19 protein-coding genes, 1 tRNA gene and 1 pseudogene are annotated in these 24,541 nt (G+C 57.6%); 15 read left to right on the top strand and 6 right to left on the bottom strand.

Annotated features, from left to right (window positions below):
- From HMPREF2674_RS05175 to HMPREF2674_RS05150, 6 genes and pseudogenes are all read left to right on the top strand, one after another.
- Positions 1–217, top strand: a pseudogene (locus tag HMPREF2674_RS05175) (LPS biosynthesis protein); the annotation flags it as partial.
- A 331-nt stretch (positions 218–548) separates the two neighbouring features.
- Complete coding sequence (locus HMPREF2674_RS05170) at positions 549–1,370, top strand: glycosyltransferase family 25 protein (RefSeq protein WP_070825014.1); 822 nt, start codon at positions 549–551, stop codon at positions 1,368–1,370.
- A gap of 400 nt (positions 1,371–1,770) precedes the next feature.
- Entirely contained in the window at positions 1,771–2,592 is an 822-nt protein-coding gene (locus tag HMPREF2674_RS05165) for a glycosyltransferase family 25 protein (RefSeq protein ID WP_070825013.1), read from the top strand.
- A gap of 45 nt (positions 2,593–2,637) precedes the next feature.
- Positions 2,638–3,510 (top strand): 16S rRNA (adenine(1518)-N(6)/adenine(1519)-N(6))-dimethyltransferase RsmA, encoded by an 873-nt coding sequence (gene rsmA, locus HMPREF2674_RS05160; RefSeq protein WP_070825012.1) that lies wholly within the window; start codon positions 2,638–2,640, stop codon positions 3,508–3,510.
- Between the two features lie 68 nt (positions 3,511–3,578).
- Positions 3,579–4,580: a 4-(cytidine 5'-diphospho)-2-C-methyl-D-erythritol kinase gene (locus HMPREF2674_RS05155; RefSeq protein WP_070825011.1), complete on the top strand. Its 1,002-nt coding sequence runs from the start codon at positions 3,579–3,581 to the stop codon at positions 4,578–4,580.
- 77 nt (positions 4,581–4,657) lie between these two features.
- Entirely contained in the window at positions 4,658–5,851 is a 1,194-nt protein-coding gene (locus HMPREF2674_RS05150; protein WP_070825010.1) for a glycosyltransferase, read from the top strand.
- A gap of 82 nt (positions 5,852–5,933) precedes the next feature.
- On the opposite strand, the gene HMPREF2674_RS05145 is transcribed toward HMPREF2674_RS05150, so the two are convergent.
- From HMPREF2674_RS05145 to HMPREF2674_RS05135, 3 genes are all read right to left on the bottom strand, one after another.
- Positions 5,934–6,878 carry a glycosyltransferase family 2 protein gene (locus HMPREF2674_RS05145; RefSeq protein ID WP_070825009.1) on the bottom strand — a complete coding sequence of 315 codons (945 nt, stop codon included), beginning with the start codon at positions 6,876–6,878 and terminating at the stop codon, positions 5,934–5,936.
- Between the two features lies 1 nt (position 6,879).
- Entirely contained in the window at positions 6,880–7,362 is a 483-nt protein-coding gene (locus tag HMPREF2674_RS05140) for an acyltransferase (protein WP_070825008.1), read from the bottom strand.
- Between the two features lie 150 nt (positions 7,363–7,512).
- Complete coding sequence (locus HMPREF2674_RS05135) at positions 7,513–9,357, bottom strand: ABC-F family ATP-binding cassette domain-containing protein (RefSeq protein ID WP_070825007.1); 1,845 nt, start codon at positions 9,355–9,357, stop codon at positions 7,513–7,515.
- Between the two features lie 253 nt (positions 9,358–9,610).
- Between HMPREF2674_RS05135 and HMPREF2674_RS05130 the strand changes: the two genes are divergently transcribed.
- From HMPREF2674_RS05130 to HMPREF2674_RS05120, 3 genes are all read left to right on the top strand, one after another.
- Positions 9,611–9,681, top strand: a tRNA-Gln gene (locus HMPREF2674_RS05130).
- Positions 9,682–9,769: 88 nt separating this feature from the next.
- Positions 9,770–11,224: a bifunctional UDP-N-acetylglucosamine diphosphorylase/glucosamine-1-phosphate N-acetyltransferase GlmU gene (gene glmU / locus HMPREF2674_RS05125; RefSeq protein ID WP_070825006.1), complete on the top strand. Its 1,455-nt coding sequence runs from the start codon at positions 9,770–9,772 to the stop codon at positions 11,222–11,224.
- A gap of 20 nt (positions 11,225–11,244) precedes the next feature.
- Entirely contained in the window at positions 11,245–12,225 is a 981-nt protein-coding gene (locus HMPREF2674_RS05120; RefSeq protein ID WP_012904032.1) for a ribose-phosphate diphosphokinase, read from the top strand.
- 108 nt (positions 12,226–12,333) lie between these two features.
- Here HMPREF2674_RS05120 and HMPREF2674_RS05115 read toward each other — a convergent pair whose 3' ends face one another.
- Positions 12,334–13,500: an arsenate reductase/protein-tyrosine-phosphatase family protein gene (locus HMPREF2674_RS05115; RefSeq protein WP_070825005.1), complete on the bottom strand. Its 1,167-nt coding sequence runs from the start codon at positions 13,498–13,500 to the stop codon at positions 12,334–12,336.
- A 722-nt stretch (positions 13,501–14,222) separates the two neighbouring features.
- On the opposite strand from HMPREF2674_RS05115, the gene HMPREF2674_RS05110 reads away from it, so the two are divergent.
- Entirely contained in the window at positions 14,223–16,031 is a 1,809-nt protein-coding gene (locus HMPREF2674_RS05110; protein WP_246826183.1) for an ABC transporter ATP-binding protein, read from the top strand.
- Between the two features lie 101 nt (positions 16,032–16,132).
- On the opposite strand, the gene HMPREF2674_RS05105 is transcribed toward HMPREF2674_RS05110, so the two are convergent.
- Together HMPREF2674_RS05105 and HMPREF2674_RS05100 are read right to left on the bottom strand one after the other, a co-directional pair.
- Positions 16,133–17,101, bottom strand: a complete 969-nt coding sequence (locus HMPREF2674_RS05105) for a glycosyltransferase family 2 protein (RefSeq protein WP_070825003.1) — start codon at positions 17,099–17,101, stop codon at positions 16,133–16,135.
- Positions 17,098–18,060 (bottom strand): alpha-1,2-fucosyltransferase, encoded by a 963-nt coding sequence (locus tag HMPREF2674_RS05100; RefSeq protein WP_070825002.1) that lies wholly within the window; start codon positions 18,058–18,060, stop codon positions 17,098–17,100. Before HMPREF2674_RS05100 ends, HMPREF2674_RS05105 begins: the two co-directional genes overlap by 4 nt.
- A gap of 181 nt (positions 18,061–18,241) precedes the next feature.
- Here HMPREF2674_RS05100 and HMPREF2674_RS05095 point away from each other — a divergent pair, with 181 nt between their 5' ends.
- The 5 genes from HMPREF2674_RS05095 (at position 18,242) to HMPREF2674_RS05075 (ending at position 24,535) form a co-directional block, all read left to right on the top strand.
- A complete protein-coding gene (locus HMPREF2674_RS05095) occupies positions 18,242–19,162 on the top strand; it encodes a glycosyltransferase family 2 protein (RefSeq protein ID WP_070825001.1) in 921 nt (306 codons plus the stop codon).
- A 224-nt stretch (positions 19,163–19,386) separates the two neighbouring features.
- Complete coding sequence (locus HMPREF2674_RS05090; protein ID WP_070825000.1) at positions 19,387–20,385, top strand: CgeB family protein; 999 nt, start codon at positions 19,387–19,389, stop codon at positions 20,383–20,385.
- Positions 20,376–21,476, top strand: a complete 1,101-nt coding sequence (locus HMPREF2674_RS05085) for an RNA-binding protein (RefSeq protein ID WP_070824999.1) — start codon at positions 20,376–20,378, stop codon at positions 21,474–21,476. Before HMPREF2674_RS05090 ends, HMPREF2674_RS05085 begins: the two co-directional genes overlap by 10 nt.
- Entirely contained in the window at positions 21,476–22,204 is a 729-nt protein-coding gene (locus HMPREF2674_RS05080; protein WP_070824998.1) for an acylneuraminate cytidylyltransferase family protein, read from the top strand. The genes HMPREF2674_RS05085 and HMPREF2674_RS05080 overlap by 1 nt, the downstream gene beginning before the upstream one ends.
- 87 nt (positions 22,205–22,291) lie before the next feature.
- Entirely contained in the window at positions 22,292–24,535 is a 2,244-nt protein-coding gene (locus HMPREF2674_RS05075) for an N-acetylneuraminate synthase family protein (protein WP_049343032.1), read from the top strand.
- Positions 24,536–24,541: the final 6 nt, after the last annotated feature.

Below are 24,541 nucleotides of genomic sequence, written 5' to 3'. Positions count from 1 at the left end.
TGTGCAGCCGGGCCTGTGCGGCTGGGAGGGTAGTAGCGTCATCCTGGAGTCCGGTAAGAGCCACCTGGAAATGCTGGCCGAGAATCAGAAGGGTTCGAGCGCTTTGGATCGCCTGCGTATTGCGTCGGCTCCGAAGATGCGTTTGGTGAATGCTAAGAACGCCCTGGATACTACTCTTGATGAGGTGAAGCAGCGCCTGGGCAGGCGAAATAAGTAAGCTTCTTTGAGAAAGCCTTTCTTTGCCATATATGCATGGTGGGGAGGGGCTTTTTCGTAGTTATTTTCAGCTTTAGTACGTGAGGTATCATGTAACATGCGATACATAACAGGGGGCTGTACACCAATTGCTGGGTACTATCTTCACATGAGTGATAGGGTATTTTTATACATATAATTCATCACTCACTGACTAGGCAATTTGTTATTGTGTGCGCATATTTTCGGCGTGCTTTGTGCTTGTCGGGGCCAAATCAATACTCGGCACTCATACATGGCTTCTGTCGCTTCAGATAAGGACTGTATGGGTGTGCCACAGCAAAGGGAAATTCATGGCAAAAATTCTGAAATACGTTCTGGGACTGGATGGCGCTAACCGGTTTGATTCTTTCTTCTCGATGGGGGCACCCGCTCAAGATTTTCAGCGTTATTCTGCGGTGGATAACCGTGATGATCACGTCACTGATGCACAATTCGATAGCAAGCTGTTCTTGACTCGTTACGGTAAAGAGCCGAGGCCTGCCGAGAAGGGTTGCGCTTTGAGCCACTACCACATGTGGAAGGACTTCCTCGCTTCAGATGCCGACTGGGCTTTGCTGGCAGAGGACGATGTCCTCATTTCCCCTGACCTGCAGCCTGTAGTGGAGAGGATTATCGAAAAGTATCCTCACGTGCAGATGGTTAACCTGGGTGATATCTACGCTTCTGAAGCTGGCAAGCTCAACCCGCGGGTTGATTACCCCCGTCTTTCGTTGCTTTCTCCTTTTGTGTACGGCAAGTACCGTATGGGTAGTGCCTATGGTTCAAAGCCTCTGTATGGTGCTGCCTTGTATCTTCTTTCGCGTTCTGGGGCTGAACGACTCGTAGAATGTTTTGGCGAGACAGTTCCCGGCGTTGTTGCTGATGATTATTCCCTCTACCGAGAATGGGGAGTGGACGTATATTTGGTGCAGCCCGGCCTGTGCGGTTGGGAAGGCAGCAGCCTCATTCAAACTTCTGGCGTTCGTCACTTGGAGAGTCTCAAGAGCACGCAGCATGGCACCGGTTTTCTCGACCGGTTGCGCATCGCTCTGGCGCCGAAGAAGCGTATTGCGAACGCGAAGAACATTCTGGATGCCACTCTCGAAGATGTGAAGCAGCGTCTAGGACGATAATCCAGAGACGGTAACCCAGCGATAGATTGGGGTACTGTCATCACATAAAAATGTATATGTGGGTCTTCTGCCCTGTCGTTTATCCCCTCCCTATCGTGTGTATGCGGTAGGGAGGGGATTGTTTTTGCTGTGCACCGGTACGACGCGTGCCGTACCGCGTTTTAACCTGCGGACACCTGAGATTGGCACCCGGTGAATGATAGAATTCTTTCTACATTGCACAGTAGTGCGTGTATTTATCACACGCTTAATATTTCAGACTTCATGCCATTAACGCACCGATTTTTAAGATGGATGAACTTTTCTGTTGTGCGGGTGGTCTGTTGTTCTGAAAGCTCGCCATTAGCCGACGCAATCTTGTGTCGCTGAGGTTTTCTGGATGAGCTATTGAAGGGAAAAGATGGCAAAGATTCTGAAGTATGTTCTGGGCCTGGATGGCGCGAACCGTTTCGACTCGTTCTATTCTGTGGGTGCGCCGGCGCAGGGTTTTATCCGTTATTCTGCGGTGGATAACCGCGATAATCACGTCGCTGATGAAGAATTTGACGTTGAGTTTTTCCGTAGCCGTTGGCATCGTGACCCTAGCCCCGCGGAGAAGGGTTGCATGCTCAGTCATGTGAAGATGTGGCGTGACTTTGTTGCAAGTGACGCCGATTGGGCGCTGATTGCCGAAGACGACATCCTTCTTTCTCCGGATGCTGAGGCGGTCGTGAACGCGATTATCACGAAGTACCCGCAGGTGCACCTGGTAAACCTCAGCGATTCTTTTGCGAATGAAGCCGGCAAGCTGAACCCGCAGGTGGAATACATCCGCCTGTCCCTGCTGTCTCCTTTTGTGCACGGTAAGTACCGTATGGGTAAGCCCTACGGTGGCTGGCCCCTAATTTGCACCGGCTTGTATTTGATTTCCCGTTCGGGTGCTGAGCTGCTGCTCAAGCAGTTTGAGGACAAGGTGCCGGGTACCGTGGCTGATGATTACAAGCTGTACCAGCAGTGGGGTGTGGATGTGCGTTTTGTGCAGCCGGGCCTGTGCGGCTGGGAGGGCAGTAGCGTCATCCTGGAGTCCGGTAAGCGTCATCTGGATAAGGTGAATAGCCTCCATCACGGTACTGGTCCTCTGGATCGAGTGCGTATTGCTTTGGCTCCGAAGAAGCGTATTACGAACGCTAAGAACGCTCTGGAAGCCACTCTTGATGAGGTAAAGCAGCGTTTCTCGCGGTAATCTAAACTGTAACCTCCCCACCATCCACCTATGTGAAGGAACGCTGTGAACGATCTGCCCCTGCTCGGCCCGGCTGAGATTCGCGAGCTTGCCGAGATGCTCGGTATTCGTCCGACGAAGACTCTTGGGCAGAACTTTGTGATTGACCCCAATACGATTCGTCGTATTGTCAACGCGGCAGAGATTTCACCGGAGGAGACGGTGCTGGAGGTCGGCCCGGGCCTGGGCTCGCTGACCCTCGGGATCCTGGATGCTGCGAAGGACATGGTGGCGGTCGAGATTGACCCGCCGCTGGCGCAGCAGCTTCCGCACACGATTGAGAAGTTCCGCCCCGAGAAGGCGGGCGATATTGACGTGGTGCTCATGGATGCACTGAAGGTCACCGAGCTGCCTCGCACTCCGGATGCTCTGGTGGCGAACCTGCCGTATAACGTTGCGGTTCCGGTGCTTCTGCACCTGTTTGCGCAGTTCCCGAGCATCCGTCACGCCCTGGTGATGGTTCAGGACGAGGTCGCCGACCGTCTTTCGGCGACCCCGGGCTCGAAGATCTACGGTGTGCCCTCGGTGAAGGCTAATTGGTATACCGAGGTGTATAAAGCGGGCGTGATTGGCAAGAACGTGTTCTGGCCTGCACCGAAGATTAACTCGGGCCTGGTGGGTTTCCGTATGCGCGAGGAGCCTCTCTCGACCGTTGACCGCGACCTGGTGTTCACGATTGTGGACGCCGCTTTCGCTCAGCGCCGTAAGACTCTGCGCGCTGCGTTGAGCGCCTGGGCGGGCTCGGGTGCGCGTGCGGAGCAGATTCTGGTGGCTGCCGGTATCGCTCCGACGGAGCGCGGTGAGAAGCTGGATATTCACGGTTTTATCCGCATTGCGGAGGCTTCGCTGACTATTCCGGCTGAGCCTGTAACGGAGTAGCTTCTTCCCGCTCTAAATTTTTCACTGACGTTCTCACGCGAGTTTCCGCGCGAAAGGTGTATGCGCTGATGAGTACCGCCTCCCAGACCGCTATTTCGGTTGATGCTCCCGGCAAGGTCAATCTGTACCTTGCTGTGGGGGACGTCCGCCCGGACGGCTACCACCCGCTGACTACGCTTTTTGCGGCGGTCTCTCTGACGGAGACCATCACGGTCTCTGAAGGGGCTACACCCGGGCTGAGCCTGAGCATGGACATTGTGCCCGGCTCCCTGGTAAATCAGCAGATGCAGGCGGGGCAGTTCGACCCAGCCGATGTGCCGATGGATGAGCGGAACCTCGTGTATCGTGCCGCGGAGCTAATCCTTGCGGAGCACGGTATTGATTCTGCCCTGGCACTGCACCTGCATATTGCGAAGGCTGTGCCCGTGGCCGGCGGCATGGCGGGCGGCTCAGCGGATGCGGCGGCGGCTCTCATCGCCACGGACCGCTACCTGCACGCAACCGGCCGCACCGGCGCGCTACTGACCCAGACGGAATATGAACGTCTTGCCGCGCAGCTGGGCGCAGATATTCCCTTCAGCGTGCGTGCCGCGCTGGGGCAGACCCTCGCCCTGGGACAGGGGACAGGCACTGAGCTTCAGAACGTTGCTGCGCCTCGGGAGCCCCTGCACCTGGTGATTGTTGCCGCACAGTTTGGCCTCTCAACCCCCAGCGTGTTCAAGCAGCTGGATGCCGGTCGCGCCGCAGGTGAGTACCCCGCCTCCGGTGAGCTGCTAGAACCCGCAGAGCTTCTGGAAGCACTGAACTCTTACGACGGTTCGGAGGCGGCGCTCGCCTCCTTGGCGTCGCTGTTGCGTAACGACCTGCAGGCACCCGCTCTTTCGTGCGCACCGCAGCTGGAGCCGACCCTGAACCTGCGCGAGAGCGAGGGCGTGTATGCCTCCCTGGTGTCTGGATCCGGTCCGACCGTGCTGCTACTGGCCTCTTCTCAAGCACGAGCAGAGGCTCTCGCTACCTCTCTTCGTGTTGAGGGCCACCACGCCGTAGCTGCCGAAGTTACTAGTGCATAGCTTTTTTATCTGTCACACTAGATAACGATTTATCACTCACTGACTTCTACCGTTCTCTGATTGAAAGGGAGAATACGATGAAGGTTAAAAATATTGTTATCGCCCAGGACCGATTTAGCCTTCTTGGCGGTATTACGACCGTTAACAGGATTTTGGGTAGGGCTTTCGAAGAAGCAGGGTATAACGTTAGCTACCTGGCTCTCTACGACAATATGGGAGATAACCCTGACACAGTAACTCCTGATTTTGTTATCCGCTCTGGCTCGCTTGTCTCGAAGACCACCCATAATAAACTGGTGTACAACAATCCCGGGCCGCTGGGCGTCGTGCTAATGGCTAAAAAGGGGTTTACTGCACTGTGGGACCGTTACAACGCGGTGCGCACCAGCCGCTACCTGCGCTCACTGGGTAAAGATACCGTTATTTTAACCTCGATGACCGACATTGCTGAGTATCTGGTGGAATATGCACGAAAAGACCGGAAACAGGGAATTGGGTATCTCTACGAATTCCATAGTGCTTTCGACAGCTTTCACCGCACAACTCGTGAAAAGACCCTTAAGGATATTGGGCGCTACTACGACTCCTTCATCGCGCTTTCTGAAGGAGATGCGGAGCGCTTTGCCGAGTGGCTGAAGCGTCCGGTTGACGCTGTCTATAACCCTAACGCTTTCATCGACCCTGAAGTTCAGAAGAGGGTCCTGGAGGTAGCTCAACAGAAGAAGCCAGTTATTCAGTATGTTGGCCGCTATGGGGCTGAGAAGGGTCTCATGCGCATTCTGGAGAGCTTCATTGCGTGCGCACCGGAGTTCCCTGAATGGACTCTGAAGCTCAATGGCAGCGGAAATGACGAGACTGAGCGTCAGATGCATGAACTTCTCGAGACCCTTGAACCTGCCCTCGCCGAGCGTATCGTGGTGGGTGGACCCCTGAACTCTCAGCAGGTGCTTGAAGCCTATGCTGAAGCATCGTTGACCATTGGCGCCTCTGATTTTGAGGGTGGCCCCATGTCTTTGCAAGAGGGCATGCGCGTTGGTACGCCTTTGGTTTCTTACCCCTCCAGCTATCTATTGTTGGACTATTTGCCTGAATTCGGCTACCTTGCTGAAGAACGTAGTGTTGAGGCACTGACGAAGCAGCTACGCCTGGCTATAGGTGATGATGAATTGCGAGCTAAAAAATCTGCTTTGTGTGTTGAGAAGTCCTCTATTTTCTCTCCTGAATATATTGTTCGGTGTTGGGAGAAAGTTTTTGAGTCTATTCACCGTTAGTAGCCGGTGTAACGGAGAACTGAATATATGCGCAAATGCCGGTTCTAGATTGAATCTAGAACCGGCATTCTTTGATGCGTGATTAGCGGTTGTTCATGAGCTGACGCTTAGGGACACCGCGGAAACGATACTTGAAGATACCCTCAAGCGCTCCAAGGTTACCGCCGAGCTGAGCGAGTCCTTTAGCGCGCTGCGACTGGGAGAAACAGACCATGGGGAGAGCCTTCAGAACGGCAAGCACCGAGAACTTGAGGCTGGGGCCACGCATGCCCCGATCCTTGAAACGCTGCCAGAGGAGCACACGGTAAATCTGATAGCGTCGCTGCTGGTGGAACAAACCCCGAAGGGTTGCGCGAAGGCGGTAGTTGACGAGGGATTCCTGGGTCTTGTAGAAGGGGACCCCCGCAAGCGTCAAACGCCAGGAGAAGTCCGTCTCCTCAGAGCCCGCGATGTAGCTACAGTCCATTCCGCCGTGCTCCAGGTAAACCTCGCGAGGTACCGAGAAGTTACATCCAGTGAGCGAGGGGAGGAAGCCCGCGAAGGGTGTGAGTTTGTCGATACTCTCAATCAGCCCGCGGTTCTCCAGAATCTCCTTATCCGCATCGGCGGGAATGCCGTAGGCTTCCAGCACCTCAGGAGGGTTGGATCCGTGCAGGTTAGCGCCCGCACCGATGGCGGGGCCGTGCAAATCCTGCAGGTGAAGGTGTCCCTCAACCCATTCTGGTTCCACAAAATCATCTGCATCGCAGTAGACGAGAATCTTGCCGCGAGCCTCACGTGCGCCGACATTACGGGCGTTTGCGGGGCCCTTGATATCGCTAGAATCCACCCAGCGGAGAGGGTAGGGGGCGTCGAAGGCCTCAACCAGAGCGATGGTGTTATCGGTACTGCCGTTATCGCTAACGACCACCTCAAAAGAGCGGGTGGCGGTTTGCTTAGCCAGGGCCTCCAGCTGCGTTGTGATGAAGCGGGCTGCGTTGTACGCGGGGATGACGACAGAAGCCTCGTACTCGTACTTTTCGCTCATGCTATTCACCCAGATCCTTAATTCGTCGGGCGGGAACACCGGCGTAGAGGCCGTTCGGCTCGCAGTCGGAGACCACTACGGCACCCGCTGCAATCATGCATCCGGAGCCAATGGTCACGCCGGCAATGACGGATACATTCTGTCCAAGCCAGGAACCGTCACCAATCACGATGGGGGCCTCAATATTCTCGCCTGCACGCTGACGGGAGGGACCCATTTCGTGGCTTGCGGTGCATAGGGTGACGCGTGGCCCCAGGTAGACGCGGTCGCCGACCTGTGCGGCACGGTCGATAAAGATATCGCGGTTAATCCAGCAACCGGAGCCAATTTGGGCGCCGGGAAGAATCTCGGCAGTAGGACATACGTAGGTGCCATTACCAATGGAGACGCCAGCGGCGCGGAGTTTTTCGATGCGTGCCGCGCGGCGCTTGGTTTTCTGCTTCAGAAAATGCTGGTGCTTGAGCTGCTTGAGAGAGTTGAGCATGAATACCTTCATAAGGGTGTACAGGGAAAAATGCTCCCTATAAGTATTAAAGGTTACTATCTAATGGTAGCGGGATATCGCCCCGACGAGGCGATATCCCGCAGAAGTAGATAAGAAACTTACTGTTATATATGGCACATGAAGTTGGCGTTAGCCCAGTAATTCGGAGAGCTCGAGCCAACGCATTTCTAGCTCGTCGATCTCGTCCTGAAGAGTCTGCTGCTGCTCGCCGAGAGCCGCCAGGCCGGCGTAATCGCTCGGGTCGTGCGCGCTCATCTGCTCGGAGAGCTTCTCCTGTTCCGCCGCCAGCTTGGCGAGGCGACGCTCAATCGCTCCCGATTCCTTCTGCGCCGCGCGCTGATCGGCGCCGGAAACCTTCGGCTTGGCGGGTGCCTCAGCCTCCTGCGTCGAAGCCTTCTGGGTCGGGGCGGTGGAACGGGCCTGCGCGCTACCTGCCGCAGAGCCGCCAGCACCGGCCGCCGAGAGTGCCAGGTACTCGTCCACGCCGCCGGGTAGGTGGCGGAACGAACCGTCAATCACGGCGTACTGCTGATCGGTCACGCGCTCCATGAGGTAGCGGTCGTGGCTGACCACCAGCAGGGTGCCCGGCCAGGTATCCAGCAGATCCTCCATAGCCGCGAGCATATCGGTATCCAGGTCGTTGGAGGGCTCGTCGAGAATCAGCACGTTCGGCTCGTCCAGCAGAATCAGCATGAGCTGCAGGCGACGCTTCTGACCACCCGAAAGGTCCTTGACGGGGGTGGAGAGCTGAGCGCTGGTGAAGCCTAGACGCTCGAGCATCTGCGAGGGGGAGAGCTCCTTGCCGTCGGCAATGTAGCTGCGCTTCTTACGGCCGATCACATCGGAGACGCGGTCGTTCTCGACCTCCTTCAGCTCGTTCAGCTGCTGGGTGAGGGTCGCAATCTTCACGGTCTTGCCGTGCTTGACGCGTCCCTCGGTCGGTTTCAGGTCGCCGGTCACCAGCGAAAGCAGGGTGGACTTGCCCGCACCGTTCACGCCCAGGATACCGGTGCGCTCACCGGGGGCAATACGCCAGGTGACCTTCTTCAGAACGGGGCGCTTGCCGCCGGGTAGGGAGGGGTCGTCGTAGGTGACCGAGACGTTCTCGAGGTCCACCACGTCCTTGCCGAGGCGGGAGACCGCCATCTTCTTCAGCTCCACGGTGTCGCGCACGGGCGGAACGTCCGCAATCAGGGCGTTGGCCGCATCGATGCGGAACTTCGGCTTGGAGGTACGCGCGGGGGCGCCACGGCGCAGCCACGCGAGCTCCTTGCGCATCAGGTTCTGACGCTTAGCCTCAGCCGCGGCTGCCTGACGGTCACGCTCAACGCGCTGCAGGATGTACGCAGCGTAGCCGCCCTCGAAGGGCTCGACGATGCGGTCGTGCACCTCCCAGGTGTCGGTGCAGATTTCATCGAGGAACCAGCGGTCGTGGGTAACGACCATGAGGCCTCCGGCGTTCTTCGACCAGCGGGACTTCAGGTGGCCGGCGAGCCAGGTGATGGCCTCGACGTCCAGGTGGTTGGTGGGCTCGTCGAGCATGAGCACGTCCCACTCCTGCGCGAGCAGGGAGGCCAGGGCCACGCGGCGGCGCTGGCCGCCGGAGAGGGACGAGACCGGCGCATCCCAGGGCAGGTCGGAGACCAGGCCCGAGATGACGTCGCGGATGCGAGCCTGCGAGGCCCACTCGTATTCGGGGGTGTCGCCCACAATCGCGTAGCCGACGGTGTGGTCGTCGTCGAGAACATCGGACTGATCCAGGTAGCCGATGCGGGTGCCGCCGCGCACGGTAACGCGGCCGGAGTCCGGTTCGAGCCGGCCGGCAAGGATCTTCATGAGGGTGGATTTGCCGTCGCCGTTGCGACCGACAATGCCGATGCGGTCGCCCTCGTTCAGGCCGACCGTGATGCCCTCGAAAATGGTTCGGGTAGGGAACTCAAGATGCAGCGATTCGCCGCCTAGTAAATGTGCCACGCCTTCTAGGGTACAGGGTGAGGGTATTTTCAGGTGCCGGTGAGGTAATCGATGGGGGAACGGTTAAAGGTTGGAAAAGATAGCTGAAGTACCCGTCGAAAGCCCGCGTTTGCGCCGTGCGTGGGGCGAGCCCACGGCGGATATTTGATAAACTGAGGGAAGCATTTCCTGCACGGCGCTGTTCTCTGCCCAAAATTAGGGTAGCGAATGGCGACTGCCACCAGAGGCGGTACCCGCACCGGCACGGGAATAATCCGCCATGGTGTAATGGCAGCACAGCGGCCTTTGGAGCCGTTTGTCTAGGTTCGAGTCCTAGTGGCGGAGCGTAAGCACTCAACGGAATCGTTGAATGAGAGTCGGCGGTTCCGCGCTCACTCCTCACTCTTACAACCTCGTATAAGGAGTCTTCTCAGTGAACACTGAACTGGCACCCTCCGCGGTGATTGTTCTCGCCGCCGGCGCTGGCACGCGCATGAAGTCCGCAACCCCCAAGGTCATGCACGGTATTGGTGGCCGCTCCATGGTGGAGCACGCCGTTGCCGCGGCCCGTGACCTGAACCCCGAACGCCTCGCTGTAGTGGTGCGTCACCAGCGCGACAAGGTCGCCGAGCACGTGCTTGCTTTCGACCCCGACGTGACCATCGTTGACCAGGACGAAATCCCCGGCACCGGCCGCGCCGTTGAGGTCGGCCTGAACGCCCTGGATGCGCAGGCCCCCGTCTCGGGTACCGTGCTGGTGACCTATGGCGATGTGCCCCTGCTGCGTCCTGAGACTCTGCGCGAGCTTATCGCTTTCCACGAGCAGGACAAGAACTCCGTCACCGTGCTGACCACCCACGTGGACGAGCCCGGCTCCTACGGCCGTATCGTGCGTAACCAGGCTGGCGAGGTGACCGCCATCGTCGAGGCGAAGGACGCCTCCCCCGAAGAGCTCGAGATTACCGAGATTAACTCCGGTATCTACGCCTTTGACGCTGACGTGCTGCGCGAAGCCCTGCTTGAGGTGACCACCGATAACGCTCAGGGTGAGAAGTACATTACCGACGTGCTGTCCATCGCCCGTTCGAAGGGTCACCGTACCTCCGCCCTGGCCATTGAGGACCGTTGGGAGGTTGAGGGCGCTAACGACCGTGTGCAGCTGGCTCAGCTGGGCCGCATGCTCAACAACCGCATCCTCGAGGTTCACATGCGTAACGGCGTGACCATTGTCGACCCGCAGAACACCTGGATTGACGTGACCGTGCGCATCGAGAATGACGTGACCCTCCTGCCCGGCGTGCAGCTGCACGGCTCCACCACCGTTGCCACCGGCGCAACCATTGGCCCCGACACCACCCTGACCGATATGACCGTTGAGGCAGACGCTACCGTCATCCGCGCCCACGGCTTTGGCGCCGTGATTGGCGAGGGCGCAACCGTCGGTCCCTTCGCCTACCTGCGCCCCGGTACGACCCTGGGTAAGGGGTCGAAGCTCGGCACCTTCTGCGAGGCCAAGAACTCGCAGATTGGTGACGGCGCGAAGGTTCCGCACCTGTCCTACGTTGGCGACGCCACCATCGGTGAGGGCGCCAACATTGGTGCGGGTTCCATTTTCGCCAACTACAACGGTCTGGTGAAGAACCGTTCCGTTATTGGCGCACATGCCCGCATGGGATCCGCGGGCATCTACGTTGCACCGGTCACCGTGGGTGACGGTGCCTACTCCGGCGCGGGCGCGCTGATCCGCAAGGATGTTCCTGCGGGCGCCCTCGCCTACTCTGAGACTTCCCAGCGCACCATCGAGGGCTGGGTTCTGAAGAACCGTGCCGGTACCGAACCCGCTGAGGCTGCAAAGGCCGCGGGCGCACAGGAACCGGCAGAATCCTAATCCGAGGAAAGAACAACACCATGAGTAGCGAGATTACCAACCCCGGTGAGCGCAAGCTTGTAGTGGTCTCCGGTCGAGCACACCCCAAGCTCGCCGAGGAGATTGCGCAGGCCCTTGACCACGACCTGTTGCCCACCTCCGCATACACCTTCGCCAACGGCGAGACCTACGTCCGTTTTGAGGAGTCTGTGCGCGGTGCGGACGCATTCGTGATTCAGTCGCACCCGGCACCGATTAACGAGTGGCTCATGGAGCAGCTCATCATGATTGATGCGCTCAAGCGTGCCTCCGCTCGCTCCATTACCGTGGTGTCCCCGTTCTACCCCTACGCTCGTCAGGACAAGAAGCACAAGGGCCGCGAACCGATCTCGGCTCGCCTGATTTCTGACCTGTACAAGACCGCCGGCGCGGATCGCCTGATGTGCGTCGATCTGCACACCTCGCAGATTCAGGGCTTCTTCGACGGCCCGCTGGACCACCTCTTCGCAATTCCGGTGCTGGCTAAGCACATCCGCGAGCGCGTTGAGGACCTGTCGAACGTGACCGTGGTGTCCCCGGACACCGGTCGTGTGCGCGTGGCCGAGCACTGGGCCACCCTGCTGAACGGCGCACCCCTGGCCTTCGTGCATAAGACCCGAGACATCAACGTTCCGAACCACGCGGTCTCCAAGACTGTTGTGGGTAACGTTGAGGGCCGCACCTGCGTGCTGATTGACGACATGATTGACACCGGCGGAACCATCGCCGGCGCCGTGAAGGTCCTCATGGATAAGGGCGCGAAGGAAGTTATCATCGCGGCAACCCACCCGGTTCTCTCCGATCCCGCCGTTGAGCGTCTGTCCGAGTGCGGCGCGGTCGAGGTCGTGGTGACCAACACCCTGCCCGTCCCAGAGGAAAAGCGCTTCGAGAACCTGACCGTTCTCTCCATCGCGCCCCTCATCGCTCGCGCTATTCGCGAGGTCTTTGACGAGGGCTCCGTGACCGAGATTTTCGATCACTAGGGCTTGAATAGGCTGTAGAAAATCCCCCGCTACCACGGTTGTGGTAGCGGGGGATTTTCTACGTTTCTGAGGGGGGGCAGGCCCCTGCAGATTCTGTATTGCGGAGATTTAGCGGTGGGCTCGCGCCAGCCACGGCAGAATCACGCGTAGCGACTCTTCAACCTCGTCTACGGCCTTCTTCGCGGCGGCCGGGCCTCGACGGTAGGGGTCCTCGAGCTTATCCCTCGCGAGGGGAGTGCCACCGTAGGAGTAGAGGTAGGAGAGCGGCTCGGCGCGGCGCGCTTCCTCACGAAGGCGAGCAGCCTGCTTGAGCAGCACGATCTTGGAGTGGTACTGGGGCCACTCGCGCACGATCCAGTCGGCGTGCACCTTCTCCGCGACCAGGATGATGGTCGCGTTCTTAATGATCTCCTCGGTCAGCTGACGGGAGGCGAAACCCTCGGGGTTGTAGCCACGCTCGATGAGCTCGTTGGCGATGAGCTCGTACACGCCCTGACCGACCAGCGCGCCGGTACCGGCGCTGGCGAAGGTCCACTTGTCCTCCAGCCCGTACTCTGCGGCCAGGTGCTTGGAAATAACCTCGCCGGAGGCGCTGCGGGCAATGTTGCCGGTGCACACGAAGAGCGCCTGGAAGGGGCCGTCGGTGTCGTGGGCGCCGCTACGGGTGAAGGTGCCGGGGGAGAGCTTGAACAGCGGGGTGCGTTCGCGTTCCCCCTGCGGGGCGCTTGCGGTCTCCTCACGTGCCGCGGGGGCTGTCGGAGCGGGTTCTTCTGCGGTGTCGGCCAGAACACCCGAGGCGACGGTGGGTGCGTGGTGTTCCTCGACGTGAACGGAGCGTGAGGAGGAGCCCTCTGCAGACGGTTCGTCCAGGGGGAGGATATCGGCGGCGGTACCCGAGGTTTCGGTGAGGTTCAGCGGCTGCGCATCAATGGTGACGGTGCCGTCCTCAGAGATTTCTTCGGCGCGGGAAGGCTCGGATGCTTTGGGAAGGGGCGTCTGGGCGGCGACCTCGGCGGGGGAGTGAGCCTCATACTCGCCCATGACTTCGCGGAGCGAACCCGAAGGGACCATGGAGCGCTGGGCGGCCCCGCGGCGGTTCTTGCCTGCCAGGTCGGGGTTGTTCTGGATCAGCGAGCGGACCCCTTCCGCAATGGAGGAGGCGGATGCCGGCGCAGTGGTCGCGGTGATTTCGGGGGCCTTGGAGGAGTCGGTGATCTCCTCTGCGGAGCCCCGGGTGTACTTGTCCTTCAAGGACTTGATGTTGAAGATGCCCATCAAAAGCCTTTTCTCTTGACGTACCCAACGGTGAACAGGGAAGCCGGAAGTGTCGGGTGAAGTTGAACGAATAGTATCTATCATACCGAGTTGCTTGCACCTTCAGCGGTTCCTTTTCCTGTGTGTGGCGAATAACCCTACAGGTCAGTAGAAGAGCCGCAGCCCTCGTAGAAACTTCCAACATAAAAATGGCCTAAAGTACAGAAAGCTCTCCAAAGCTAAAGAAAGCCTGCATGCTAGAATTATGCCTAGACTCTACTCATCACTCCTCACACTCATGGTCTTGTCTATATTTTGTGACGGGTCAAGAAAGGTATCATGAACCTTCTCGCAACGAAACCTCAGTTCTATCCGCAAACGCTAGATTCGTCTTTTGGTAAAAGATGCTGAGATTTAACGGGGTTCTTTACAGCTTGTTACATTTCTCTTCTCTATGCGACGGTATCAAGGGAGGCTCGGAAATCGTATCCCTCTATGGTGGGTAGTAGAAGTTAAACAGGCTCATGGCACCAGAAGCGATGTTTATGGTGCAGAATGTTGAATTTTGGAATATCTATTTCAAACTTGTTTATTGTTGAAGGCATGGCTTTGTATCTAATAGTAAAATTTGGATTAAAACTCTGAATTTATTGCAGATACTGTAAGGCTTCTTCTCGCACTCAAGTTATTTGTTCTATTGCGGATTATTGTCTGCAGAAGGTGCAGGTTTTATCGTGAAGACTATGTACTCTAAGATCCGACTTTTCTTCCCGGGTAAGAAATTTAGGCTCCTCATCGTCAATATCATTGGCCTTTTCCTTGTATCGCTGTTCGAGATGCTTGGTGTTGCGCTGGTGCTTCCTCTGGTGAACCTTGCTACGGGAGCTCCACGTGAGGGTTTCATCTTGAAAGTTTCTAATTTCTTTGGCAATCCAGATACTCCGACCTTGATTATTATCTTCGGCTTGACTCTTGTTGCTGCGTTTGTACTTAAAGGCGTTTTTTCGCTGGTCGTCCGTCGCTGGAGCCTTAGCTTTCTTGCAACCCAGCAGAGCGCGGTGTCGGTAGCCCTCTTGAACCGGTATACTCGTGAGCCTTATCTTGATCACCGTAAGCGTGGAGCAGCCCCAATTTATAACGCGGTGAATGATGTTACTTCCCAAGCATACAGCGCCTATGTCGGCGGTGTCTTAGGATTTATCGGTGAATTACTGTCGATTCTAATGCTTATGGTCATGTTGCTGGTTGTTATGCCTGTTCCAGCGTTGCTCGCAATGGTTTATTTCGGACTGACATCCTTCGCTCTGCAGAGCGTTCTTAAGCGTAAGAACCGTGAACAGGGTGTTATTGTCCTGAATGCGACTAGGGGGGCATGGTCTGCGATGATTGAGTCGGTAGACAGCTTCCGTGAGATTCGTCTGTACGATGCGACCGACCGTTACATGTATCGTTACCAGGAAAAGCGTCTGGATTCGGTAGCTGCGTCTATGCGTAGTGCTTTCCTTTCGGAATTTCCTAAGTACACCCTTGAGATTATTTTTATCTTGGGTATTGCGGGTCTTCTAGCCTTTATGAGCGCAACTCAGGGTGCAGATAGTACTGGATATCTGATCCTTTTCGCGGGTGCTTGTATCCGAATCCTACCGAACTATACTCGTATGGTGGCATCCCTTGGTGGCATCCGTGCTGGTGAGCATGCCAGCGATGAACTCGTGAAGGAGATTAAGCAGCTCTCACCTGAAGCCCGAATGTTTATCCTGGCTTCTAAGCCTGTCGTGCCGGAAGGCTATGAGTACATCAATAAGACCATTGAACCGATTAACATTCAGGTTGACAATTTGAGCTTCCAATACCCGGATGGTGATAAGCCGGTTCTTAATGATATTACGCTGGATATCCCGATGGGCTCTTCAATCGCTTTCGTGGGCGGCTCCGGCTCAGGTAAGACGACTCTAATTGACCTTATCTTGGGTCTTATTGATCCGACCCATGGGCAAGTACTCAAGAACGGTGAGCCGATCCAGAAGGATTTGCGTTCTTGGCATCAGCGCATTGGTTATGTGCCTCAGGATGTTTTTATTGCAGACTGTACTGTAACTGAAGCAGTTGCTTTTGGCCTTGAGCCTCATGAGATCGATCTGGAGCGTGTTAAGTACTGTCTTGAGGTTGCTGCGCTGACTGAGGTAGTAGAATCTTTGGAAAATGGCTTAGACACTAAACTTGGGTACAACGCGACCCGTCTTTCGGGCGGCCAGAAGCAGCGTATGGGCATAGCCCGTGCCCTCTACCGGAACCCGAGTGTCCTGATCCTTGATGAAGCTACTAGCGCTCTGGATAATGAGACCGAGCACAAGATTACAAAGACCATCGAACGTATTTCTAAGGACATTACGGTCATTATCGTGGCTCACCGTCTATCGACGGTTCGCAACGTTGACCAGCTGGTTTATCTCTCCAACGGCCAAATTGCTAATCAAGGTACCTTTGCTGAGGTACAGCGAGCAAACGCAGAGTTCGCTAACCTGGTGAAGCTGGGCCAGTTGCCGGATTAGTCTCATAGCTTGCATATCTAAAAAAGAAGGGGCTCTCGTCATGAACGAGAGTCCCTTCTTTTGGTTTTATATTGTATTTTTACTGTCCGGAAAGATCCGCGTTAAATACCTGTGCTCGTCTTCTCATTGAGCAAATGAACGATTTCTTTAAACTCTTGAGGTAAAGAGCCAATAGGCGTAAGAGGGCCGGTTGGACGCCAAGTGATGGTGTCATGGTCAACCTCGCCGCGCAAAAGTGCTTCCCAAAGAGGGGTAGCACCTTCAATGGTTATGTCGCCATTACGTCTCCAGTGGTACCCCATATTGTCAGGCAGGTCGGTGGCTTCCAACGCCTTAGCTCCTTGACGTAGCTTGCGTGTAAATTGTTCCTTTGAACGCCAGGGGTAGTGGATGATAGCAACTTCATGAAGCTTCTGCTTACCCGGTGCAACGACCTCATGGTTGCCCATTTTGATAACTGCATTTTCCCAGCGTGAGAAACACACTTTCAGGTCCCAGTAGGGAGTTGGATCAATCCTAAGAGCAGGTCCTTCAATACTAGGAAAAACGTTATACAGTTTCGTCAGCTCGATAGTATGGCCTTTTTGCGAGCGTAGGACTTCCGATAGCGGAGCAGAAACACCATACCAAAACTCATCAGCGTCGAAAGGGATAACCCATTCAGCGCCCGCTTCCATCACCCGGTCAGCAAGCCAGGTCATTTTCTCTGATTGGTAGTAGGCTAGTTCACGGTCCTGAATAACGTGCACAGGCAGAGTCCTGCTGAGTTCGAGCAGTATCTCATAGGTCCCGTCTGAAGAGCCATTATCGGCTGCTAAGATATGGTCCACACCTTGATCGAGTAGATGTCGGATTGTCTGCTCGATGATATCTGATTCGTTCTTTACCATGGTTATACCCCAGATAAAGGGGCCGGAGGGGAGAACCGTGTGGGTAAATGTTTTGTCGAGCGAGGCGTAACGTTCTTTAAACTCAGCACTCTCACGGAGCGCAATGGCTTCGCGTTTTTTATCATGATTAATTTTCAGCAGGAAAAGCTGGTGCTTGAGGGATTTAAGAGTGTCAATCACAGCATTTCACCCGTAATCCAGTTTTTACCTTCGGGGTGATGCACAGTAACCCAATGAGTACGGTGCATCTTTGGGCGGCTCTGATAGATACGAGTATCTTCAGAAACAACTTGATGAATATCAGGGGAAAGGACGAGCTTTTGGGCCAGTAACTCACCGATATAGGCGCCCCAATAACCGAAAGTCGTGTTGGTCAGAATCAGGTAAGGGGCGCTGGCCACAAGGGCTAGATCGTCGAACATACCGGAACCCTGCTTTTTGAAAATGCAAGGCGCAACCGAGTTTAGATGTGAGAGATTTTCCTCGCACCACTGAAGATCATCTGATACAAAAATAATCTTTGAAGGAGTCACGGTATCCTGAAGCTTCTTCAGCGCTTCCTCTACATAGGTCACCGTATCAATTCCGAAAACCTCATTAATTTGAGGCACAGAATAGTAATCGCCACGGCGAATGTTGATGACGAGAGAATTTTCATCCACTACGTTCTGCATTCTTGCAAGGCGCTCGCTAAAGGCCTCTGAAGAAAGAAGGTACTCGCGAATAAAAAAGTGCAAATCTTCTTCGCTGATATCCTTCTCAATATCTGTCGGGAAGTAGCCGCTACGGCGGGTAAAGAACGTATACTCTGACGCAGGAGCCGTAATGGAGGCAAGCTTCGGGAACTCCTCGGTCCATGCCTCCATTCCGGGACTATAAAGCAAAGATGCTTTGTCAGTACCGTGATGGCGCAGAGTAGCCGCGCGGGCCCATAGATACAGCCAATTACCTCCCCGGGAGATAGGGTAGGAAAGGAGAATAAATTTTTCGCCGCGGCGTAGAAGGTTAATATATTTCGCCAGATACTTATGGCGAATAGAGTTGTAAGCCGTATTGACCGCACGTTTGAAAGCGGGCTGCTGAACAGTGTATACGGCGACCCTTTCTGAATCATTGATGGCTTGGGTATCAGAATCCACGAGAAAGTCCCCTTTCGGATGTGTAAGACAGCGAGTTGACAGTGGGTGAGTATTTATCGACTACATAGGTAATTGAAAAGTGCAGCTGAAAAAGTAGTGAAGTTGTATAATCCTAGAGACGATAGCGCCCACATTTACGGTGGTTTCTATCATCCCTCTCACTCAAGAAAGATTGTAATACATGACCTTCCATCTCCGCGTATCTGCGGTTATCCCGTTTTACGGCGAGCCGGAACCGGTTCTCGCCATCATTGATACCCTCCGCGCGCAGAAGGGGATTGACCCCTCCGATATCGAGATCGTCGTTTCGGACGACGTCTCGCCCGTTCCCTTCCCCGAGGTTGAGGGCGTGACCGTCGTGCGCCGTGCCGTCAACGGCGGCTTCGGTAAGGCCGTGAACTCTGGCGTCGCTGCTGCGACCGGCGAATGGGTGTTCATCCTCAACAGCGACCTGGAGCTGGATGACACCTTCATCTCCCGCATGCTCGCCGCGACCGAGGCACACGGCCAGGTTCTGGCCAGCCCGCAGGTCATCGGCCACGACGGCCAGCAGCAGTGGGTGGCACGTAAGTTCCCCACCGCAGCGCATGTGGCGTGGGAATGGTTCACTCCGCTGGCTCGTTTCAAGCCGACTAACTGGTGGCACCGCGGCGTTGGCCACGACGTTGAGGCATGCACCGGCACCTCGGACGCGAAGGTCGACTGGGTTATGGGTGCGTGCATGGTCGTTCCTCGCGCGACCTTCAACCGCATCGGTGGCATGGATGAGCGTTTCTACATGAACAGCGAAGAGGTGGATTTCCAGTACCGCCTCTCGAACGCTGGGGTGGACCGCTACCTGATTCCTTCGGTGACTGTCACCCACGAGGGAGGCGGATCTTCGCCCTCCGAGCGCCGTGTACAGTGGCTGACCACCGCACGCTTCATCTACGCCGACAAGTGGGGCTGGGAAAAGAAGCTGGCCGTAGCCCTGCGTGCGACCAGCTACGCGAACTTCCTCGTGAACTCTGTGCGTGCGCTGCGCAATAAGGATGTAGACGCTCGTGGGTTCCTCGCCGCCGACCTGGAGCGCATTGCCAAGGCCGAGCGCCGCGAAAACTAGCTCTAGTGTCCGCACCCGGTGCGGAGCGCCCCATAACTAAACGTTGGAGGTGACACACTGCGTAAGCATGTGTCATCTTCTGCTTTCGTTGTAAAATTTTAGTAGGTATGTTTGAGCGCAAGCTCTGCTTGAAACGTGCCTCTCTGCTTCACTCCAACACATAGCACCGCACGGTTTTGCCCTGCGGGTTCTTATAGCAAACGCCGACAGGATCCAATCCTCATATGACTCAGCCCAAACTTCTACTACTCTCACCCGCATTCCACGGGTACTGGAAGGCGATTCAAGCGTCCCTGGAAGTGCACGGATACGATGTGCACACCCACATCTACGATGCCCCCGGTACTCTGTCCGAGCGCATCCTCAACAAGCTCGCCCACGAATTACCCGAGAAGTACCGCCCCGAAAGCTTCGCGGCTCAGGCAACTCGAAAGGCTATCGATGCTTTCAACGAGTTCCACCCCGATATTGTGCTGGTCATTAAGGGCGATATGCTCTCCCGCGAATGGTGGGACCTGCTGGAAACCTCCGGCGTTCGCTACGGCACCTGGCTCTACGACGAGATGCGCCGCATGAGCTACACCGAAGAGGACCTACACCACCTGGGCTCGCTGGCAAGCTACAGCCCGCTGGACGCGCAGCACCTGCGTGAGCAGGGCTTCGAGGTGCTCGACATGCCTAACGCCTACGACACCCACTGCCCGGTTGTTCCCGTGCGCGAGGACTCCATCAACTTCGTGGGCGCCAAGTACCCCAACCGCGAGGAGACCCTGCAGGCGCTGGTCGCCGCCGGTTTGCCGGTGCGTGCCTACGGTCGTGCCTGGTCGCGCCACCCCTACGATATTCTGCGCACTAAGCAGTTCAAGGATTCCGGAGTGCCCGCAGGCCGCGATATTGACCGCTCTGAGGCGTACGGCATCATGGCGTCCTCCCCGGCCACCCTGAACATCCACAACAACCAGGACGGCTTCACCATGCGCACCTTCGAGGCCCCCGGCGTGGGCGCCCTGCAGGTGATTGACCGCCCCGACGTGGACCGCTACTACATTCCGGGTGAAGAAGTCCTGGTGTACGAGAGCATCGATGAGCTCATCGAGATTTGTACCCGCATTTTCCGTGACCCGAAGTGGGCGCGAAAGATTCGTGAAGCCGGTCAGAAGCGAACCCTGGCCGAGCACACCTTCGACCAGCGCGTCAAGATTTTGGAGCAGCTATGGGCCTAACCTACCCCCTCGACATTGATGCATGGGCCGCCTGGCAGAAGCGCCAGAACACCCTGCGTTGGGCTAAGGGCGAGGCCCGCAGCCTTATCGGACGTCTGCGCGGGGACGCGGCGGAACAGGAAGCCCCTGTTGGCGGTGTTCTCTACACCCGCGGCGCCGTACCCCGCGTGCTCATCGTGCTCGATTCTTTCTCTCCGACGAGCCGTAACTCCCTGCTGGAGCCGCTCAAGTACCTCGAGAACGTGGGCGTGGCCCTGTGGGTCCCCGAGGATGCCTCGGAGTACCTCAACGGCCAGTACGCCACCGAGCGTTACGGCCGTGATGCCTGGACCGAACAGGAAGTGACGGGCGACCAGTTGCAGGGGCTCCTGCCCGGTGTGCGCGTGGTCCTTTCCCTCGGCCACTACCTGGCCCGCGGCGCGGCCGCCTACGAGTACTCTCGCGCGATTGGTGCTGAGTACTGGGTCGTACAGCACGGTCTGCTCGTGCCGCAGGCACCGCCCCTGCCGGTTGGCGCAACTCTGTTGGCGTTCAGCGAAGCCGACGCAGAGTTCTGGGCGTCGGGTCGCCGCGACGTGACCACCCACGCGGTGGGTTCCCAGCTGCTCTACTTGGCCGCTCAGAAAGCCGCCGGTGCCGAGGCGCAGAAGCAGAACGATCTGGAACCCATCTTCCTGGGCCAGATGCACGGCGCCGAGCTGCCGCGAGCATCCTTTGCTTTCGCCGCACACTCCTTCCTGAAGAAGTACGGCGGTATCTACCGCCCGCACCCGAGCGAGAAGGACAAGCTGTCGGTGCTGACCCACAAGCTGTGGGAGAAGGAAGGCATCCGCATCGATCGTTCCGGAACCCCTCTGAACGAGGTACCGAACCCCGTCGTGTCGATTTTCTCCACCGGTGTGCTGGAGGCGGCTATCCGCGGCATCCCGGCCAGGGTGTACCACCCGGCACCGCCCGCATGGCTTGTGGAATTCTGGGACCGCTACGGCATGAACCGGTGGGGGAGCGAACCCACCCCCGCCCCGGTTCAGCCCGAGAAGGAACCGGCACGCCGCATCGCTGAACTCATCATCGAAACTTTGGAGGCATAATGCGTATTCTCTGCGTCATTCCCGTACGCGGTGGCTCGAAGGGCATTCCGCGTAAGAACCTGCGCCCCATCGCGGGTAAGCCGCTGGTCGCGTGGACCATCGAGCAGGCCCTGGCCGCGAAGGAAGAGCTTGCCGGTGAGCACGAGCTGCGCGTTGTCGTCTCCACCGATGATGCCGAGCTGGCCGATATCGCCCGTGAGTACGGTGCCGAGGTGCCGTTCATTCGCCCGGCCCACCTGGCGGAGGACACCACCGCAACCGAGCCGGTCGTCGAGCACGCCATCGAGTTCTACACCGAGAACGGCTGGGCACCCGAATCCGTCATGCTGCTGCAGGCAACCAGCCCCGTGCGTCTGCCCGGAACCCTGGCACGCGCGGTCCGCCAGTTCGTCGAGAACGACAAGGACTCCATGGTCGGCGTGGTCCCGATTGGCCCGTTCATTTGGACCTGGCACGCCGATGGGGAACCCACCGCGGCGTTCGAGATTATGCACCGTCCGCGCCGCCAGGAGCTGACCAAGGAAACCTTCCGCTACCGCGAGAACGGCTCCATGTACATCACGAAGACCCCCGTGTACACGGAGCACCACAACCGCCTGGCTGGCTACCCTGGCGGTACCATTGACTTGTTCATGCTCAACGAGGTTGAGGGCGTCGACATCGACGCGCCGATTGACTTCTCCGTGGCGGAACATCAGCTCACTCAGATTCTGAACGAGAGCAAGTAACCCTCGTCCCGGCGACATTCTCGTCGCCGTCCCGGATTGACCGGCACTCAGTCATTCAATAGAACACTCACGAAAAGGTTCAAACCTATGATTATTGAACGTAATATCGCCCCGTATGTGGTCTTCGCTGAAGACCCGATTCTTACCGCACTGCAGAAGATTTCTGCCAACGGCCAGCGCATCATCTTCCTGGTCAACGAGTCCGGTATTCTGCGCGGTTCTCTCTCCGATGGCGATTTCCGCCGCTGGCTGATTGCCAACCCGACCGCGTCCCTGGAGACCAGCGCCCTGGATGCCGCTAACACCAACCCGCAGACCGCTCCGGCAGATGCCGACCCCGAGACCCTGCGCGCATACTTTGCCAAGGGCATCAACCATGTTCCGCTGACCGACGAGCGCGGCCACCTCGTGGCGCTCGCCATGGACGAGCAGGACGTCCTGCGCATCGGTAAGCACACCATCAGCGAGGACTCCCCGGCCTTCATCATCGCCGAGATCGGCAACAACCACCAGGGTAGCGTTGATTTCGCTAAGGAACTGGTGGACCTGGCCGTTGAGTCCGGTGCCGACGCCGTGAAGTTCCAGCTGCGTGACATGGACGCCCTCTACCGTCAGCGCGGTGCCGCCACCGCGGGCGAGGACCTGGGCGTGCAGTACACCCTGGACCTGCTCTCCCGCTTCTCCCTGAGCGTGGACCAGATGTACGAGGTCTTCGACCACGTCAAGCAGCACAACATGGATATCATGTGCACCCCCTGGGATGCCCCCTCGGTGCAGGCACTGGTCGACTACGGTATTCAGGGCATGAAGATTGCTTCTGCCGACCTGACCAACCACGAGCTGCTGCGCGACGTCGCATCCCGCGGTCTGCCCATGCTGGTTTCCACCGGTATGAGCCGCGAGGAAGAGATTCGCGAGTCCGTGGCCCTGCTGCGTAACGCCGGCGCATCCTACGCCCTGCTGCAGTGCCAGTCGGCCTACCCCGCACCCTTCAAGGACGTGAACCTGGCCTACATGGACCGCCTGGCCGAGATTGGCCAGTGCCTGGTCGGTTACTCGGGCCACGAGCGTGGCTACCACGTGCCGATTGCCGCCGTTGCTCGCGGTGCAAAGATCATCGAGAAGCACTTCACCACCGACAAGACCCTCGAGGGTAACGACCACACCGTCTCTCTGCTGCCCGAGGAATTCAAGGCCATGGTCCAGCAGATTCGCGAGGTTGAGGCAGCTATCGGTTCTGCCGCTCCCCGCGAGGTGTCCACCGGTGAGCTGATGAACCGCGTGAACCTGGCCAAGTCCCTGGTCGCTACCCGCCACATTGCTAAGGGCGAGGTCGTGACCGAGGCTGACGTGGCCGTGAAGTCCCCCGGCCGCGGCCTGCAGCCGAACCACCTGCCGCAGCTGGTCGGCCGTACCATGCAGCGCGACGTTGAAGAAGGCTCGTTCTTCTTCGAGGGCGACCTGAAGGATGACCTGGTCACCCGCCGCGACTTCAAGTTCGATCGCCCCTGGGGTCTGCCCGTCCGCTACCACGACTACAAGCCGCTGATTGAAGAGGCTAAGCCGGACTTCCTGGAGTTCCACTTCTCCTACAAGGACCTGGACATCAACATCGACGATGTCTTCGACTCCAAGCTGGACATGGGCTTCACCACCCACCTGCCCGACCTCTTCGCTGGCGACTTCCTCGTGGACCTCGCCTCGAAGGACCCCGAGGTGTGGGAACGCTCCATCGCCGAGGTGCAGCGCACCATCGACATCACCCGTGACCTGACCCGCTACTTCACCGTGGACGAGGACCCGATCATGGTTGTGACCATGGGTGGCTTCACCAAGGACAAGCACATCCCCGTCTCCGAGCGTGCCGAAAAGTACGAGCGTATTGGTGAGGCCCTGAAGCACCTGGACGCATCCGGCGTGCGCCTGGCCGCTCAGACCCTGCCCCCGTACCCCTGGCTGATGGGTGGTCAGCAGTACCACAACCTGTTCCTGGATCCGAAGGACACCGCGGAGTTCTCGCGTGCCTACGACACCGCGCTCTGCCTGGATATCTCCCACACCATGCTGGCTTCTAACTTCCTGAACATTCCGCTGTCGGAGGCTGTTGAGCAGCTGGCACCGCTGTCGATTCACCTGCACCTGGTGGACGGCGTTGGTGTTGACGGTGAGGGCGTTCAGGTTGGCGAAGGCGACGTGGACTGGGCCGCACTGGGCAAGCAGCTGCGTGAGCTGGCCCCGAAGGCATCCTTCATCCCTGAGATTTGGCAGGGTCACATCAACAACGGTGAAGGCTTCTTCACCGCCCTGGACCGCCTCGAGAAGTGGCTGTAGGACCGG

The organism is Rothia sp. HMSC062F03, assembly GCF_001836905.1.
GTDB classification, from domain to species: Bacteria; Actinomycetota; Actinomycetes; order Actinomycetales; family Micrococcaceae; genus Rothia; species Rothia mucilaginosa_A.
This window is presented reverse-complemented; position numbering and strand designations above follow the sequence as displayed.

Bases quoted from the DNA above. Each gene is read 5' to 3' on its own strand.
- HMPREF2674_RS05170 (WP_070825014.1), top strand. From the start codon at position 549: ATGGCAAAAATTCTGAAATACGTTCTGGGACTGGATGGCGCTAACCGG.
- HMPREF2674_RS05165 (WP_070825013.1), top strand. From the start codon at position 1,771: ATGGCAAAGATTCTGAAGTATGTTCTGGGCCTGGATGGCGCGAACCGT.
- HMPREF2674_RS05155 (WP_070825011.1), top strand. From the start codon at position 3,579: ATGAGTACCGCCTCCCAGACCGCTATTTCGGTTGATGCTCCCGGCAAG.
- HMPREF2674_RS05150 (WP_070825010.1), top strand. From the start codon at position 4,658: ATGAAGGTTAAAAATATTGTTATCGCCCAGGACCGATTTAGCCTTCTT.
- HMPREF2674_RS05145 (WP_070825009.1), bottom strand. From the start codon at position 6,878: ATGAGCGAAAAGTACGAGTACGAGGCTTCTGTCGTCATCCCCGCGTAC.
- HMPREF2674_RS05140 (WP_070825008.1), bottom strand. From the start codon at position 7,362: ATGCTCAACTCTCTCAAGCAGCTCAAGCACCAGCATTTTCTGAAGCAG.
- HMPREF2674_RS05120 (WP_012904032.1), top strand. From the start codon at position 11,245: ATGAGTAGCGAGATTACCAACCCCGGTGAGCGCAAGCTTGTAGTGGTC.
- HMPREF2674_RS05115 (WP_070825005.1), bottom strand. From the start codon at position 13,500: ATGGGCATCTTCAACATCAAGTCCTTGAAGGACAAGTACACCCGGGGC.
- HMPREF2674_RS05110 (WP_246826183.1), top strand. From the start codon at position 14,223: ATGTACTCTAAGATCCGACTTTTCTTCCCGGGTAAGAAATTTAGGCTC.
- HMPREF2674_RS05095 (WP_070825001.1), top strand. From the start codon at position 18,242: ATGACCTTCCATCTCCGCGTATCTGCGGTTATCCCGTTTTACGGCGAG.
- HMPREF2674_RS05090 (WP_070825000.1), top strand. From the start codon at position 19,387: ATGACTCAGCCCAAACTTCTACTACTCTCACCCGCATTCCACGGGTAC.
- HMPREF2674_RS05085 (WP_070824999.1), top strand. From the start codon at position 20,376: ATGGGCCTAACCTACCCCCTCGACATTGATGCATGGGCCGCCTGGCAG.
- HMPREF2674_RS05080 (WP_070824998.1), top strand. From the start codon at position 21,476: ATGCGTATTCTCTGCGTCATTCCCGTACGCGGTGGCTCGAAGGGCATT.
- HMPREF2674_RS05075 (WP_049343032.1), top strand. From the start codon at position 22,292: ATGATTATTGAACGTAATATCGCCCCGTATGTGGTCTTCGCTGAAGAC.